Source organism: Streptacidiphilus carbonis, from assembly GCF_000787775.1.
In the GTDB taxonomy this organism is placed as follows: Bacteria; Actinomycetota; Actinomycetes; order Streptomycetales; family Streptomycetaceae; genus Streptacidiphilus; species Streptacidiphilus carbonis.
In genome coordinates this window covers 31,487-46,551 of sequence record NZ_BBPM01000060.1, presented here as the reverse complement: position 1 = coordinate 46,551, position 15,065 = coordinate 31,487, and the positions used below count along the sequence as shown (strand labels likewise).

Sequence of the window (15,065 nt, the reverse complement as noted above, 5' to 3'; positions counted from 1 at the left end):
CGGCTGGTCGGCGGTGTTCCTGGTGCCGGTCCCGGTCTGCGCGGGCGCGGCGGTCGCCGGATGGCGGCTGCTGCCGGACGGCGGGCGGCGGCGCCGGGCGGCGGCCGCTCCCGGCGTCCCGCTGCCGCGGCTGGTGGGGGCGGACACGGTGCTGGCGCTGACCTCGGCGGCGCTGGTCGCGGTCGGCTACACCAGCACGCTGTGGGTGCAGACCATCCTGCACTGCGGTCCGGTCCGGGCGGGCCTGGCCTTCCTCCCGCTGAGCGGCGGGATCCTGCTGGGGGCAGGTCTCGCGCCGGGGCTGATCCGCCGCTTCGGACTGCGGGCCGCGGCCTGCGGCGGCCTGGTCGTCGCGGTGGCCGGACTGGCCCCGCTGTCGCGGCTGCCGGCCCAGGCCGGGCTGCCCCAACTGCTGCCCTGGCTCGGACTGCTCGCGCTGGGCTTCGGCGTCCAGTCGGTGCCGGTCAGCGTCGTCGCCACCGCCGTTCCCGGACATGAGGCGGTGGCCTCGGCGGTCTACCAGACCGCGGGCCAACTCGGCGGCGGCGCCGGCCTGGCGCTGCTGTCCGGCCTGGCCGCGGGCCGTACGGCCGCCGTGCACGCCACCGGGAACGCCGCACTGGCACTGGGATATGACGCGGCGTTCGGCGGCGCGGCACTGGCCCTGGCGGCGGCGGCCGTGGTGGCCGCGGGGCTGCTCCGGCCGGTCACCAGCCCAGTGGGGACTCCCAGGTCCGGGTGAAGACGGTGACACCGTCGACGGTGACCTCGCCGCTGGCCCAGAGGGCGGTCAGGGAGCAGCGGACGACCGCGGTGGTGGTCACCGTCTCGCCGGTGCTCATGGTGACGGCGGCGTGGTTGGTGCCCATGGTGACGGCGGAGTCCGGGGCGTCCCGGCGGACGCTTGCCAGCAGGCTGTTGCTGGAGCGGTAGCGGTGGCCCTGGTCGGTGCCGGTGTCGCCGGTGGCGGCGCTGACGGCGACCTCGATGCCGTCGTGGATGAGGTCGCGGGTGATGGTCCAGCTGAGCTCGGCGGGAGGGCCGGAGTCCGGTGGAACCGGAACCCGCGGCGGCGGGGGCAGCTCGGTCGGGACGCCGGCGTCCGGGGAGAGCGTGGGGACCGTCAGTTCCAGCCGGCTGACGTGCAGTTCGACCGGGTCGGGGAGGGGGGTGAGCCGGGGGAAGTCGGAGTCGCTCAGGGTCACCCTGAGCCGGCGCCCGGCCGGGACCTGGTGGACGGTGGGGCGCAGCTCGACGCGGTAGCGGTCGGCGGGTGCCCGGGGGCAGAGCACGCCGACGGTGATCAGGGTCGAGCGTCCGTCGGAGTCGACCTCGGTCAGCCGGACGACGAGCCGCTTGGCGGGGGCGTCCGGTGCCTGGGCGAGCGTGACCGTGACGTCGGGACGGCCGCCGATGATCGTCCCGGATTGGAGCGGCTCGCTCTCCAGCACCACCGACCGCATGTCGTCGTCGTGCTGATCCTGCGTCAGGAACGCCTCGCCGATGCCGAGGCCCGGGATGCCGCGGAGCGATCCCACGGTGGCGTCGGGGCGGTACTCGGCGATGATCCGAACGGGGGTCGGGTCCTCGGCGGTCGGGTCATCGGCGGACAGGTGGTCGGCGACCGCTCGGTCGGCGGACGGTGGGTCGGCGTTCGGGGGACGCAGCACCGTGTCGTCCGCGGTCGCGAGTCGGAGCGATCCGTCCGAGGGCGGCCAGCAGGGGTGTGCCCGCCAGTGCGGCCGGGGTCCCTCCTGGTACAGCGTCACCGGGGGCTCGTCCATCACTCCGGTGTCGCGTCCCCGCAGCCAGTGGTCCCACCAGCGCAGCGCCATGGACAGGAAGTCGACCGGTGCCACGGCCGCGTACTGCGGCATGACATGGCCCCAGGGCCCCATCACCAGCTTCTTCGGTCCGCTGATCCGCTCGTAGGCCTGGACCAGCGGGTCGGGGAAGGCGTCGCGCCAGCCGCCGATGCAGAGCGTCGGGACGGTGATGGCCGCGCCGTCGATCGCGCGTTCGCGCCATACCGGATCGCCGGGGCCGTGCCGGGCGAAGTCCAGCAGCACCGGCTCGGTCCGGTACAGCCGGCGCTGCCAACGCTCCTGCTCCGCCTCGGACTTGTGGTTGATCAGGGGCGGCAGCAACTGCTGGACCAGCATCGAGGTGCCGCGGTTGGCCAGTGCGTGCAGATCTCCGCGGGACCCGTCCGGATGGACGGTGTCCATCCCCGGATCGAGGCCGTGCATCAGCGGGATGACCGCCCGCAGCTGGGGCGGTGCGAGGCCGGCCGTGCGCAGGGTGGTGATCGCCCCGTAGGAGTGGCCCCACATGCCGACCGAACCGTCGCACCAGGACTGGCCGGCACCCCAGTCGATCGCCGCGACGGCGTCCGTCCCGTCGCCCGGGTCGAACTCGGGCCGCCGCACCCCGTCCGAGGAGCCGGTGCCGGCCAGGTCCACCAGCAGGCCGGCGTAGCCGCGTTCGGCGAACCACCGGCCCGGGACCTCATGGGCGACCCCGGCGTGGAAGTCCTTGCGGTACGGGAGCACGGTGAGCAGCAGCGGCACCGGGCGCCCGGTCACCGGCAGGTACAGGTCGGCGGCCAGGGTCTCCCCGGCCACGGCGGTCGGGATCCGCACGTCGCGCACCACCTCCACCGCGAATGCGGCCGGGGTGTCCGCCGCTCCGGGGGATGCGCCGGTGGGCCGAAGACGGGTCATCTGGTCCTCCCCGCGTGGGCTCGGACGAAGGCGCGAGCACCGCTCCACCCTCCTACGCGGAGCAGTGTACGACTGAGAAGTGCTTCGGATGAAGGCCTTTGACGGGGAGTCGGCGAGGCCTCAGAAGTGCTTTGCGCGAACCTCTTGACGAAGGCGCGATCGCGGCAGTTCATTGAAACGCGTAGGCAAGCCCCGTTCTCAGCCCTGCCCCTGCCGCTGGTCCCGGATCCCGAAGAGCCGCCCGATCCCACGTCCGTTCCCGGGTGGTGACGTTCCGTCAGCGACTGCACGGCCGACCGGCAGCCACCGCAGCTGTCGGCGTAGTACTGAGGAGGCAATGGTGCGTTCCCTCATGACGACCCGTAGACAGGCCCTGATCGGCGCGGCCACTGCCCTGGTGCTCGGCCTGGCCGCGTGCTCCAGCAGCGCCAAGCCGCCGACGCAGTCCGCCACCGGCACCGGCACCGGATCGGGCGGCCGGGTCGGCGGCACCCTGACCGTGGTGACCGACGTCTCCCCGCAGACGCTGGACCCGGCGAAGGCCGTGCAGAACGACGCCTGGTTCACCGAGCTGGCGTACGAGCCGCTGATAGTCCGCCACGCGGACGGAACCCTGGTCCCGGGCCTGGCCTCGTCCTGGTCCTACACCGGGACCGGCAACAGCACCTTTGTGCTGCACCTGCGTTCCGGGGTGAAGTTCTCCGACGGCAGCGCGCTCACCGCCCAGAACGTCGTCGACGACCTGAAGTACGTGGTGGCCTCCAAGGGCCAGATGGCGCCCTTCCTGGCCGGGGACACCTTCACCGCCACCGATCCGCTCACCGTCACCATCAAGGCCGCGGCGCCCGACCCGAACTTCCCGCAACTGCTGACCCAGGACTACGTGGTCGGCGGGATGATCAGCAAGGCCGGGCTGGCGGCGCCGACGGGGCTGGGCACCAGGACGGCGGGCGCCGGGCCCTACATGCTCGACGCGGGCCAGAGCGTCACCGGCGACCACTACACCTATGTGCCCAACCCCGACTACTACGACGCCACGTCGGTCTCCTGGCACAAGGTCGTGATCAAGGTCGTCCCCGATGTGCAGTCGGTGCTCAGCACCCTGCAGACCGGTCAGGCCGATGTCGCCCAGGGCGACCCGCAGACCCAGAACGCGGCCAAGCAGGCCGGGTTGACGGTCGCGTCCTCGCCGCTGCTGTGGTCCGGCGTGGTGCTGGCCGACCGCGACGGAAAACTGGCCAAGCCGCTGGCCGACGTGCGGGTCCGGCAGGCGCTGAACTACGGCACCGACCGCACCTCGATCGCCGACGCGCTGTTCAAGGGGCTCGGTGAGCCGACCGACCAGATGACCGTCCCGAACGGGTACGGCTACGACGCCCAGCTGAACTCGACGTACCCCTACGACGTGAACAAGGCCAAGCAGCTGCTCGGCGCGGCCGGTTACGGCAGCGGCTTCCAGCTGAAGATCGTCACCCCGGACTACCAGCAGCTGAACATCCTGGCCCAGGCACTGAAGCAGCAGTGGCAGAAGATCGGCGTGGACCTGCAGATCACCGACGACTCGGACGCCAACAAGTACGCCGCGGCCGCGTTCGGCGGCAGTTTCCCGGCCTTCATGACGTCCTTCGGGGCGATACCGGTGTGGATGGAGGGTCCCTCGCTGTTCATGCCCACCGCCGCGTTCAATCCGCTGCACGCCGCGGACGCCGCGCTGACCAAGCTCTACGACCAGGAGGCGGTCTCCTCCGGCGCCGCCCAGGCCGCGCTGGACCAGCAGGTCGAGGGCTATCTGGTGCACCAGGCCTGGTTCGTCCCGGTGGTGACCACCGGCCTGCCGTACTACGCGCGCAAGTCCGTCGGCGGCATCAGCACCTCGGCCACCGAGCCGCTGCTCGACCTCTACGAGGTGCAGCCGGCCGGCTGAGGAGGGAGTGGGGCAATGGTCCGAGAGGCGATCCGCTGGCTGCTCTCCTCACTGGTCCTGCTGTTCACGGTCACCGTGCTCACCTTCGTGCTGGTCGCGCTGGCGCCGGGCGACGCCGCCAAGGCGATCCTGAACGCCCGAAGCGGTGGCTACACCCCGCAGCAGTACCAGGAGATGCGCCGGCTGATGGGACTGGACCAGCCGCTGGCGGTGCAGTACTGGCACTGGCTGGACCATCTGCTGCACGGCAGCATGGGCACCGACCTGTTCAACGGCCAGCCGGTGACCCAGGCGCTCAGCAGCCGGATCGGGCCCAGCCTGTCGATCATCATCGCCACCCTGGTCGTGTCCGGGGTGGTGGGGGTGGTCCTCGGCATCGTCAGTGCGGCGCGGGGCGGCGTCCTGGGCCGGCTGGTCGACCTGGTCTCACTGGGAGGGCTGGCGGTCCCCAACTTCTGGCTGGCCCTAGTGCTGGTGGAACTGTTCGCGGTGAAGCTCGCCGCGTTCCCGGCGACCGGCTACACCACCTTCGGGACCGACCCCGCGCAGTGGCTTCGCGGGCTGGTGCTGCCGGTGCTGACGCTGTCGGCCGGGGCGGTCGCCTTCATCGCCAAGCAGACCAGGGACGCGATGGCGGACGTGCTCTCCCAGGAGTTCGTCATCATGCTGCGCGCCCGCGGCCTGCCGACCCGCTCGGTGGTGCTGAAGCACGCGCTGCGCAACGCCGCCATCCCGGTGGTGACGCTGCTGGGGCTGCTGCTGGTCAGCCTGCTCGGCGGGACCGTGGTGGTCGAGGACGTGTTCGCGATACCCGGCCTCGGCCAGCAGGCGATGACCGCCAGCGCCAGCCATGACCTGCCGATGATCGAGGGGGTGGCCTTCATTTTCACGGTGGTCGTGGTGGTCACCAATCTGCTCGTGGACATCTCCTACCGGCTGCTGAACCCCAAGGTGCGTGCGTCATGACGGCGATCATCACCTCTCCGGAGGCGGTGCAGGAGACCCCCGCGCCGCCCCCCGGCCCCCGCCGGGGCTGGCGCGGGCTGCTGCGGCAGCCGCTGGGTCTGCTGTCCGCGGCGTACCTGCTGCTGCTGGTGGTCGTCGCAGCGGGCGGAACGCTGCTGACGCCGCGTGACCCGGAGGCGGACGACCTGCTCCGCACCCTGTCCGGACCGAGCGGGGTGCACTGGCTGGGCACCGACCGGCTGGGACGCGACGTGTTCAGCCGGCTGATGGTGGGCAGCCGGCCGACCCTGCTCGGGGTGGCCGAGGCGGTGCTGGTGTTCGTGGTGCTGGGGGTGGCGCTCGGCATGGTGGCCGGGTTCGTCGGCGGCCGGACCGACCGGTGGATCGCCCGGTTCGGGGATCTGGTGCTGGCGGTGCCGGGCATCATCGCCCTGCTGATGGTGCTTGCGGTGTTCCCGGACGACAACGCGGCCGCGATGACCGCCTTCGGGGTGATCAGCTGTCCCTCGCTGCTGCGGGTGGTGCGGGCGGTGACCATGGCGGTCCGCAACGAGCTGTACGTGAAGGCGGCCCGGCTCTCCGGCCTGAGCGGTCCGGGCATCCTGCGCCGGCACATCCTGCCCAGGCTGGCCGGTCCGGTCATCGTCCAGGTGTCGCTGTTCGCCGCGAGCGCGGTGCTCGCGGATACCGCGCTGTCGTTCCTGGGACTGGCCACGCCCGAGACCCGGGGCCCGAGTTGGGGCAACATGGTCGGCGAGGCGGCGAGCGTGATCAGTGTGGACCCGTGGCTGCTGGTACCCACCGGCGGCGTGCTGGTGGTGACCGTGCTGGCGCTGGGGCTGCTGGGCGACGCCGTGCACGACCTGACCGTGGGGCGGGCCCGGGGGAACCCGGACCGGCCCGGACGACGGGGGCGGCCGCGGCCCGCGGGCGGCACGGAGGCCTCCTATGAGGAGCCGTCGACGGCGGTGGAGGGGATCGCCGTCCCGCTGCTCTCGGTCCGTGGTCTGACCATCGCGTTCCCCTCGCCGCAGGGTGAGGTCACCGTGGTGCGAGGAGTCGGCTTCGACGTCGCGCCGGGTGAGTGCGTGGGGATCGTGGGGGAGTCGGGATGCGGCAAGACCGTCACCGCCCGCAGCCTGGTCGGCCTGCTCCCCGGCGGGGCAAGGGTCGTGGCGGGGAAGGTGACCTTCGACGGCTGCGACCTCGCGGACCTGGGCGGCCGTGAGGTCGCAGGCCTCCGCGGCACCAGGATCGGGCTGGTCTCCCAGGAGCCGATGAGCGGCCTGGACCCCTCGTTCCGGGTGGGTTCCCAGCTGGCCGAGGTGGTCCGCCGGCACCATCGGCTGACGCGTCGCCAGGCCGTGGCGCGGGCACAGGAGTTGTTCAAGCTGGTGGAGCTGTCCGATCCGGCTGCGGTGGCCCGCCGCTACCCGCACGAGCTGTCCGGCGGGATGGCTCAGCGGGTGGCGATCGCGCTGGCCCTGGCCGGCGATCCCGACCTGCTGATCGCGGACGAGCCCACCACCGCCCTGGACGTGACCGTGCAGGCCGAGATCCTGAACCTGCTGCGCACCCTGCGCGCCAGGACCGAGATGGCGGTGGTCCTGGTCACCCACGACTGGGGGGTGCTGGCCGATCTGTGCGAGCGGGCGGTGGTGATGTACGCGGGAGAGGTGGTGGAACAGGCGCCGGTGAGCGAGCTCTACCACTCCGCGCGGCACCCCTACACGCTGGCGCTGCTGGCGGCCAATCCGCACCTGGCCCCGGTGGGACAGGCGCTGCCGGCGATCCCCGGCACAGTGCCGCCGCCGTCGGACTGGCCCACCGGCTGCCACTTCCAGCCCCGCTGCCGCTACGCCACCGAGGAGTGCGGCGCGGGAGCGGTCCCGCTGACGACGGTGACGGGCGGGCACGACGCCCGCTGCATCCACCTGGACCGCATCCACCTCGACCGGTTGGCGGCACCATGACCGAGACCCTTCCCGGGTGCGAGACCGTGCCCGGCCCCGGCCCCGGCGGCGGCCCGGTCCCGCTGCTGGAGACGGAGGGCCTGACGGTCCGTTACCGCACCGGCCGCCGCCGCAGCCCGTTCACCGCCGTGCACGGCGTCGGCCTCACCGTCGGCCGGGGCGAGACCGTCGCGCTGGTCGGCGAGAGCGGCTCGGGCAAGTCCTCGGTGGGCAACGCAGTGCTCGGACTCACTCCGGTGGACTCCGGCCGCATCCGGTTCGACGGCGAGGACATCACCCGGGCCGACCCGCGCCGCCGCCGCGCGCTGACGGCGGAGATCCAGGCGGTCTTCCAGGACCCGTACGGCTCGCTCAACCCGGTGCGCACCATCGGACAGAGCCTGGTCGAACCGCTGCTCGCGCACCGCCGCACCGGCGCCGGCAGCAGCGGCAGTAGGGGCGCCGGCAGCCCGCGCGAGCAGGTCGCCGCCGCGCTGGAGCGGGTGGGCCTGCCCGCCGACGCCGCGGACCGCTACCCCGCCCACTTCTCGGGCGGCCAGCGGCAGCGCATCGCCATCGCCAGGGCCCTGATCGTCCGGCCCCGGCTGATCGTCTGCGACGAGCCGACCAGCGCGCTGGACCTGTCCATCCAGGCCCAGGTGATCAACCTGCTCAACGAACTGCAGCGGGACCTGGGCGTGGGCTATCTGTTCATCACCCATGACCTGGCGATCATCCGCCATGTCGCACACCGGGTGGTGGTGCTCTACGGCGGACACATCATGGAGACCGGCTCCACCGAACAGGTCTGCGACCACCCCCGGCACCCCTACTCCCGGGCCCTGCTGGCCGCGGCCCCCGTGCCGGACCCCGAGGAGCAGGCCCGCAGGCGGAACAGCCTCGCCGACCGCACCGCCGCCGCCACCCCCGGCGGGACCGCCCTCGGCTGCCCCTTCGCGCCGAGGTGCCCGCATGCGGCCGAGCCCTGCCGGCAGACCCTCCCGCCGTTGGAACACGTTGACGGCGGGCAGTTGGCCTGCTTGCGTTACCCGGAGATCGCGGAGCCCAGCGCCGCCCCCGACGCCGACCCCGACGCTGCCCGCAGACCGGAAGGCGCTTGACCCGAGGAGATTCCGATTGAGTTCGGTGACCATCTACGACGTCGCCACCAGGGCCGGGGTGAGCATCTCCACCGTCTCGCAGACGCTCAACCGTCCGGAGCGGGTCAACGCGGTGACCCGGGAGCGGGTGCTCGACGCCATCGAGGAGCTCGGCTTCGTCCCCAAGGCGACGGCGGTCAGCCACGCCCGCCGGGGCGTCGGGCGGATCGGCGTGGTCGCGCCGTTCACCTCCTACGACTCCTACCGGCGGCGGCTGATGGGGGTGCTGTCCGAATCCGACGGCACCGCCCGCGACATCGTGGTCTACGACCAGGTCTCGGCGGCGGCCACGATGTCCCCGCTGCTGCGCACCCTCCCGGTCACCGGGCGGCTGGACGGTCTGCTCATCATGGGGCTGCCGCTGGACGACGCGCTGGCACGGCATCTGACCACCCGTCGACTGCCGACGGTGCTGGTCGACAGCCGGCGCCCCGAGTTCAGCACCGTGGACGTCGACGACGAGGAGGGCGGTGCCATCGTCGCCCGCTACCTGCTGGGGCGCGGCCACACCTCGTTCGCCTTCGTCCAGGAACCGCAGCAGTCCTTCGCATTCGTCTCGCAGGGGCAGCGGCGCAACACCGGCTTCCTGCGGGTCCTGTCCGAGCACGGTCTGGACCAGGACCGGGTGCAGACCGTGCTGGTGCGCAACGACATCTCCGGCGGACATGAGGCGCTGCGGCAGATCCTGGCCCAGAACCCGCGTCCGACAGCGGTGTTCGCCCACCACGACCTGCTCGCCGCCGGTCTGCTGCTGGAGTGCCGCCGCAACGGGGTGGACGTGCCGGGGGAGTTGGCCATCGTCGGCTTCGACGACAACAGCATCGCCGAAGCGGCCGGGCTGACCACGGTCCGGCAGCCGCTGGAGGAGTCCGGCACCATCGGCGCGCGGCTGCTGGCGGAGCTGATCGCCGGAACGTCCACCTCGGTCCAACGGATCACCCTGGGACTGGAACTGGTGGTGCGCGACACCACCTGAGACAGCACCCGACGACACCGGCCGACGACACCACCTCACGAGTGCACCCGACGAGAGCGAGGCAGGCCGATGTCCGCAGAGCGCCTCCACGCGGTGAGGATCGTGCGCGACGCACGCATCCCGGTCCCCGCCGACGACCCCGCCGATCCGCCGGTGTCCCTGTCGGCGGACCTGTATGTGAGGGCGCCGCGGTGGCCGCCGGCACGGTCCACATCGACGGCGCCGAGGTCTTCGCCCGCCACTGGCACACCGCGGAGGCAGCCGACCTCCCCGACCCCGGTCCGACGGCGGCCCCGGCTCAATGGGCTCCGTCCCAGTAGGGGCCGGGGATCTCGCCGGAGCCGCGGGCGACCAGCCGGGTGGGCAGGACGACGGTCCGCGGCGGGGAGGCGTCGCCGTGGATGCGGGCGAAGAGGAGGTGGGCGGCGGTGCTGCCCATGGCCTCCGGGTCCTGGGCGATCACCGTCACCGGCGGGTCCAGCTGCGCGGCGAGCAGGAAGTCGTCAAAGCTCACCAGCGCGGTTCCGCCGGGCAGCGCGGCCCGGACGCCCAGGCCGACGATGCCGTTGCTGGCCAGCACGGCCGTCGGCGGATCCGGACCGGCCAGCATCGCGGCCACCGCGGCGGCCGCGTCCGGGGCCTGTCGCAGCCCGTGCCGGACGATCGCGGGATCGGCCGGGATCCCGGCGGCCTCCAGCGCGGTGAGATAGCCGGCGTAGCGCTCCTCGATGGTCCGGATGTCCAACCGGTCGCCCAGGTAGGCGATCCGGCGGTGGCCGTGGGCGACCAGGTGGGCGATCGCCCGGTTCGCCGAACCGCGGTTGTCCACCACCACCGCGTCCGTCTTCAGCCCGGACGCGGAGCGGTCCGCGCAGACCACCCGGGTGCCGGTGGCGACGGCGTTGCGGAGGAAGCGGTGGCTGCCGGCCACCGGGATCAGGATCAGTCCGTCGATCCGGCGCGAGGTGAACGCCGAGACCACCTCGCGCTCGCGGACCGGGTCGTCCCGGGAGGAGCCGATCAGCACCACGCTGCCCTGCTGCCGGGCGACGTCCTCGACCGCGGAGGCCAGCGAGGCCATGAACGGGTCGGCGACATTGTCGAGCAGGATGCCGACGGTCTGGGTGAGCTGCCCCTTGCGCCGCAACTGCCGTGCCACGTCGTCCCGCTGGTAGCCCAGCGTGCGGATGGCGCGGTGCACCCGGGCCGCGGTCCCGGGCAGCACCCCGGGCTCACGGTTGACCACCCGGGAGACCGTCATCGGGCTCACCCCGGCCTGCCGGGCGACATCCTTCATCGTGGGTCGAACCGTCAAGACCCGGCCCCCTCCGGCGAGATCGAACGGTGACGATACGACGGCTGCAGGGCTATTGACGTCGCATCAGACCGAGGTTGAGGATCGGAGCGCTGTTAACGATACCAAGCTGACAACGATGTCGACAGGAGTGGCAACGATGCCCGACCCCCTGCTTGCGGCACGCGGCGTGGTGAAGCGGTTCGGACATGTCCAGGCCCTGCAGGGCGCCGACTTCACCGCCTACCCGGGCGAGGTCGTCGCGCTCATCGGCGACAACGGGGCCGGGAAGTCGACCCTGGTGAACATCCTCTCCGGGGTCGCCCAGCCGGACGGCGGGGAGATCACCGTCGAGGGGAAGCCGGTGGTCTTCGCCGGTCCGATGGACGCCCAGCGGCACGGCGTCGAGACCGTCTACCAGGACCTCTCGCTGGCCCCGCACCTGGACGCCGCCGCCAACCTCTACCTGGGGCGGGAGATCCTCCGCGGCGGGTTCCTGCGCCCCTTCAAGGCGCTGGACCGGCCGGCGATGCGGCGCGCCGCAGTGCAGGCCTTCGCCGAACTCGGGGTCACCCTGCTGGATGTGAACGCGCCGGTGGGTGAACTGTCGGGCGGGCAGCGGCAGTCGGTGGCGGTCGCCCGAGCGGTGGCCTTCGCCCGCAAGGTCATCTTCATGGACGAGCCCACCGCCGCGCTGGGGGTGGTGCAGCGCGGCCGGGTGCTGGACACCGTCCGCCGGGTCCGGGACCGGGGTGTGGGCGTGGTGCTGATCAGCCACAACATGCCGGAGGTGCTGTCGGTGGCGGACCGGGTGGAAGTACTGCGGCTGGGCCGCCGGGTGGCCTCGTTCCGGGCGGCGGACAGCTCCATCGAGGAGCTGGTCGGCGCGATGACGGGGTCGCTGGACGAACCGGACGGCGGCAACGGCGGTGGCAACGGCAACGGCGGTGGCAACGGCAACGGCGGCAGTACCGGGGGCGGCAACGGCAACGGGGGTACCGAGAAGTGACCGATCGTCAACTCCCGGAGTGGGTCCGCAGGACCCTGCGCCGCAACGAGGCCTGGACCTTCGCCATCCTGGTGGTCCTGGTCGCCTACTTCTCCATCTCCGCGCCCGGCAAGTTCTTCACCGTCTACGACATCACCCAGATCGCCGTCAACGCCGCCATCTACCTGGTGCTCGGCGTCGGCATGACCTACGTGATCATCACGGCCGGCATCGACCTGTCGATCGGCTCGATGCTGGTGCTGGCCGCGGTGGCGGCCGGCGAGTACACCATCCACCACGGCGGGGCCGGGGCCGGCTGGGGCACCGTCGCCGTCAGCATCGTGATCGCCCTCGCGGTCGGGGCGGCATGGGGCGCGCTGCAGGGCGCGCTGGTCGCCACCGGCAAGATCCCGGCGCTGATCGTCACCCTCGGCGGCCTCGGCGCCGCCCTCGGCATCGCCGAGATCGCCACCGGCGGCCAGGACCCGGCCGGTGCCGCCGCGGCCCATCTGCAGAACAGCCTCGGCTACGGGAAGGTGCTGGGCATCCCCTGGCTGGTGGTGCTGGCCGCGGTGGTCACCGTCATCTTCGGACTGCTGCTGGGCGGGACCAGGTTCGGCACCCACACCTTCGCCATCGGCTCCAACCCGGCCGCCGCCCGGCGGGCCGGCATCCCGGTCGGCCGGCACCTGGTGAAGGTGTACGCGCTGATGGGGCTGCTCTCCGGGCTCGGCGCGGTGATGTGGCTCGCCTCCTACGGGACGACCTCCATCGCCGGGCACTCCACCGACAACCTCAAGGTCATCACGGCCGTGGTGCTGGGCGGCACCAGCCTCTTCGGCGGCCGGGGATCGGTGCTGGGCACGGTCATCGGCGTGTTCATCCCGGCGGTGCTCACCACCGGCCTGATCGTCGTCGGGGTCCAGCAGTACTGGCAGGACGTGGCGGTGGGCACGGTGCTGGTCGGCGCCGTCTACGTGGACCAGATGCGCAAGCAGACCCGGGAACGGATCTGAGCAGCGACAAACCCCTCAGCAGAAGGAGAACGGACGCGATGGGAACGAAGGCACGGGACAACACCAGAACTCTGCTGGCGCTGGGCGCCGCGGCCGCACTCGCCCTGACCCTGTCGAGCTGCAGCTCGGGCTCCGGCAGCTCGGGCGGCGGCGCCAAGAGCATCACCCTGATCACCGGGGTGAAGAGCGACCCCTTCTACATCACCATGACCTGCGCCGCCCAGGCCGAGGCCAAGGCCAAGGGCGTCGGCTTCACCGCCGACGGGTCCGCGCAGTGGGACGTCTCGGTGCAGCGCCCGCTGATCGACTCGGCGGCGGCCGCCAGGCCCGCCGGGCTGCTGGTGTCGCCGGTCGACACCACGGCGCTGACCCCGTCGCTGAAGCAGATCCAGAACGCCGGGACGAAGATCGGCCTGGTGGACACCTCGGTCACCGACCCCTCCATCGGCATCACCCGGATCTCCTCGGACAACGTCAAGGGCGGCCAGGTCGCCGCGGACGCCCTGGCCAAGCAGATGGGGGAGAAGGGCTCGGTGATCGTGATCAGCGTCAAGCCGGGCGTCTCCACCACCGACGACCGGATCAAGGGCTTCACCCAGGGCATGGCCAAGTACCCGGGCATCAAGGTCATCCCCACCCTCTACGACAACGACCTGCCGGCCACCGCCGCCTCGCAGATCCAGTCCACCCTGGCCGCCCACCCCGACCTCGGGGGGGTCTTCGCCGGCAACACCAACACCGCCCAGGGCATCGCCACCGGGCTCAAGCAGGCCGGCAAGCAGGGCGCGGTCAAGGTGGTCGCCTTCGACGCCGAGCCGGACGAGGTCACCGCGCTGAAGGCGAACACCATCCAGGTGCTGGTCGCCCAGGACCCGGCGGCCATCGGCGCCCAGGCGGTGGACCAGCTGGTCGCTTCCTTCGACGGCAAGCCGGTGACCGCCTCGATCGGCACCACCATGGTCCCCATCACCCAGCAGAACATGAACGACCCGTCCATCAGCAAGTACTTCTACAAGGCGGCCTGCTGAGCGGCTGACGGTGGTCGTATGCTCCCTGGCATGACCACCCAGTACGGCATCCGTCCCACCATGAAGGACGTCGCGGCCAGGGCGAGGGTCGGGCTGAAGACCGTCTCCAGGGTCGTCAACGACGAGCCGGGGGTCACCCCGGAGACCGCCGAGCGGGTCCGCAGCGCCATCACCGAGCTGGGCTTCCGGCGCAACGACAGCGCCCGGATGCTCCGCAAGGGCCGTACCGCCAGCGTGGGACTGCTGCTGGAGGACCTCGGCGACCCCTTCTACTCCGTGCTCAGCCGCGGGGTCGAGGAGGTCGCCAGGTCCAACGGGTCGCTGCTGTTCACCGGTGCCAGCGCGGAGGACCCGCAGCGCGAACGGGAACTGGCGCTGGCCTTCTGCGCCCGCCGGGTGGACGGCCTGGTGGTCGTCCCGGCCGGGGACGACCACCGCTATCTGCTGCCGGAACTGGCGGCCGGAACGGCGGTGGTCTTCGTCGACCGGCCGGCCGAGCGGATCGGGGCCGACTCGGTGCTCAGCGACAACGCCGGCGGCGCCCGGGAGGGCACCGGGCACCTGGTCCGGCAGGGCCACCGCCGGATCGGCTTCCTCGGCGACCTGCCGCAGATCCACACCGCGGCCGAGCGGCTGCGCGGCTTCCGGGAGGCGATGGCGGCGGCCGGCCTGCCGGTGGCGCCCGGCCAGGTGTCGATGGGTCCCACCGATCCGGCGTCCGTCGCGGCCGCCCTGGACCGGCTGACCGGCGGACCCCGACCGGTGACCGCGCTGCTGACCGGCAACAACCGGATCACCCTGGAGGTGCTGCGGCGGCTGCCGGCCCTGCCCTACCGCCCGGCGCTGGTCGGCTTCGACGACCTGGAGCTGGCCGAGCTGCTGGTCCCCGGACTCACCGTGGTGGCCCAGGACCCGGCCGGGCTCGGCCGCACCGCCGCCGAGCTGCTCTTCCGCCGCCTGGACGGCGACGCGGGTCCGCCCAGGAGCGTACGGCTGCCCACCAGGCTGATCCCGCGCGGCTCCGGCGAGACCTGAGCG

Annotated in this window: 12 protein-coding genes; 10 read left to right on the top strand and 2 right to left on the bottom strand. The window is 72.4% G+C overall.

All coding sequences use genetic code 11. From position 1 onward, the window contains the following. The coding region (locus TR46_RS42765) for an MFS transporter (protein WP_161790237.1) at positions 1-742 on the top strand (742 nt) is incomplete at its 5' end. Here TR46_RS42765 and TR46_RS31450 read toward each other — a convergent pair. After that, on the bottom strand, positions 708-2,723 hold the full coding sequence (locus TR46_RS31450; RefSeq protein WP_042408467.1) for a CocE/NonD family hydrolase: 2,016 nt from the start codon (positions 2,721-2,723) through the stop codon (positions 708-710). The genes TR46_RS42765 and TR46_RS31450 overlap by 35 nt on opposite strands. Positions 2,724-3,075: 352 nt before the next feature. Between TR46_RS31450 and TR46_RS31445 the strand changes: the two genes are divergently transcribed. From TR46_RS31445 to TR46_RS31425, 5 genes are read left to right on the top strand one after another with little or no spacing between them, the layout of a single operon-like run. Further along, positions 3,076-4,647 (top strand): ABC transporter substrate-binding protein, encoded by a 1,572-nt coding sequence (locus tag TR46_RS31445; protein WP_161790236.1) that lies wholly within the window; start codon positions 3,076-3,078, stop codon positions 4,645-4,647. Between the two features lie 15 nt (positions 4,648-4,662). Then, positions 4,663-5,613 (top strand): ABC transporter permease, encoded by a 951-nt coding sequence (locus TR46_RS31440; RefSeq protein WP_042408416.1) that lies wholly within the window; start codon positions 4,663-4,665, stop codon positions 5,611-5,613. Beyond that, positions 5,610-7,586, top strand: a complete 1,977-nt coding sequence (locus tag TR46_RS31435; RefSeq protein ID WP_052433254.1) for a dipeptide/oligopeptide/nickel ABC transporter permease/ATP-binding protein — start codon at positions 5,610-5,612, stop codon at positions 7,584-7,586. The genes TR46_RS31440 and TR46_RS31435 overlap by 4 nt, the downstream gene beginning before the upstream one ends. Further along, positions 7,583-8,686: an ABC transporter ATP-binding protein gene (locus TR46_RS31430; protein WP_084719106.1), complete on the top strand. Its 1,104-nt coding sequence runs from the start codon at positions 7,583-7,585 to the stop codon at positions 8,684-8,686. Before TR46_RS31435 ends, TR46_RS31430 begins: the two co-directional genes overlap by 4 nt. A gap of 25 nt (positions 8,687-8,711) precedes the next feature. Continuing rightward, positions 8,712-9,701 carry a LacI family DNA-binding transcriptional regulator gene (locus TR46_RS31425; RefSeq protein ID WP_052433253.1) on the top strand — a complete coding sequence of 330 codons (990 nt, stop codon included), beginning with the start codon at positions 8,712-8,714 and terminating at the stop codon, positions 9,699-9,701. A 298-nt stretch (positions 9,702-9,999) separates the two neighbouring features. Here the strand turns inward: TR46_RS31425 and TR46_RS31415 are convergent, their stop codons facing one another. Beyond that, positions 10,000-11,016: a LacI family DNA-binding transcriptional regulator gene (locus TR46_RS31415; RefSeq protein ID WP_369406017.1), complete on the bottom strand. Its 1,017-nt coding sequence runs from the start codon at positions 11,014-11,016 to the stop codon at positions 10,000-10,002. A 139-nt stretch (positions 11,017-11,155) separates the two neighbouring features. Here TR46_RS31415 and TR46_RS31410 point away from each other — a divergent pair, with 139 nt between their 5' ends. From TR46_RS31410 to TR46_RS31395, 4 genes are read left to right on the top strand one after another with little or no spacing between them, the layout of a single operon-like run. Continuing rightward, on the top strand, positions 11,156-12,004 hold the full coding sequence (locus TR46_RS31410; RefSeq protein WP_084719105.1) for an ATP-binding cassette domain-containing protein: 849 nt from the start codon (positions 11,156-11,158) through the stop codon (positions 12,002-12,004). Continuing rightward, complete coding sequence (locus TR46_RS31405) at positions 12,001-12,999, top strand: ABC transporter permease (RefSeq protein WP_042408405.1); 999 nt, start codon at positions 12,001-12,003, stop codon at positions 12,997-12,999. The genes TR46_RS31410 and TR46_RS31405 overlap by 4 nt, the downstream gene beginning before the upstream one ends. 38 nt (positions 13,000-13,037) lie before the next feature. After that, positions 13,038-14,027 carry an ABC transporter substrate-binding protein gene (locus tag TR46_RS31400; protein ID WP_042408402.1) on the top strand — a complete coding sequence of 330 codons (990 nt, stop codon included), beginning with the start codon at positions 13,038-13,040 and terminating at the stop codon, positions 14,025-14,027. 30 nt (positions 14,028-14,057) lie between these two features. Continuing rightward, positions 14,058-15,062, top strand: a complete 1,005-nt coding sequence (locus TR46_RS31395; RefSeq protein ID WP_236655602.1) for a LacI family DNA-binding transcriptional regulator — start codon at positions 14,058-14,060, stop codon at positions 15,060-15,062. Positions 15,063-15,065 lie beyond the last annotated feature (3 nt).

Coding starts and splice junctions, on each gene's coding strand:
- TR46_RS31450 (WP_042408467.1), bottom strand. CDS start 2,723: ATGACCCGTCTTCGGCCCACCGGCGCATCCCCCGGAGCGGCGGACACC.
- TR46_RS31445 (WP_161790236.1), top strand. CDS start 3,076: ATGACGACCCGTAGACAGGCCCTGATCGGCGCGGCCACTGCCCTGGTG.
- TR46_RS31440 (WP_042408416.1), top strand. CDS start 4,663: ATGGTCCGAGAGGCGATCCGCTGGCTGCTCTCCTCACTGGTCCTGCTG.
- TR46_RS31435 (WP_052433254.1), top strand. CDS start 5,610: ATGACGGCGATCATCACCTCTCCGGAGGCGGTGCAGGAGACCCCCGCG.
- TR46_RS31430 (WP_084719106.1), top strand. CDS start 7,583: ATGACCGAGACCCTTCCCGGGTGCGAGACCGTGCCCGGCCCCGGCCCC.
- TR46_RS31410 (WP_084719105.1), top strand. CDS start 11,156: ATGCCCGACCCCCTGCTTGCGGCACGCGGCGTGGTGAAGCGGTTCGGA.
- TR46_RS31400 (WP_042408402.1), top strand. CDS start 13,038: ATGGGAACGAAGGCACGGGACAACACCAGAACTCTGCTGGCGCTGGGC.
- TR46_RS31395 (WP_236655602.1), top strand. CDS start 14,058: ATGACCACCCAGTACGGCATCCGTCCCACCATGAAGGACGTCGCGGCC.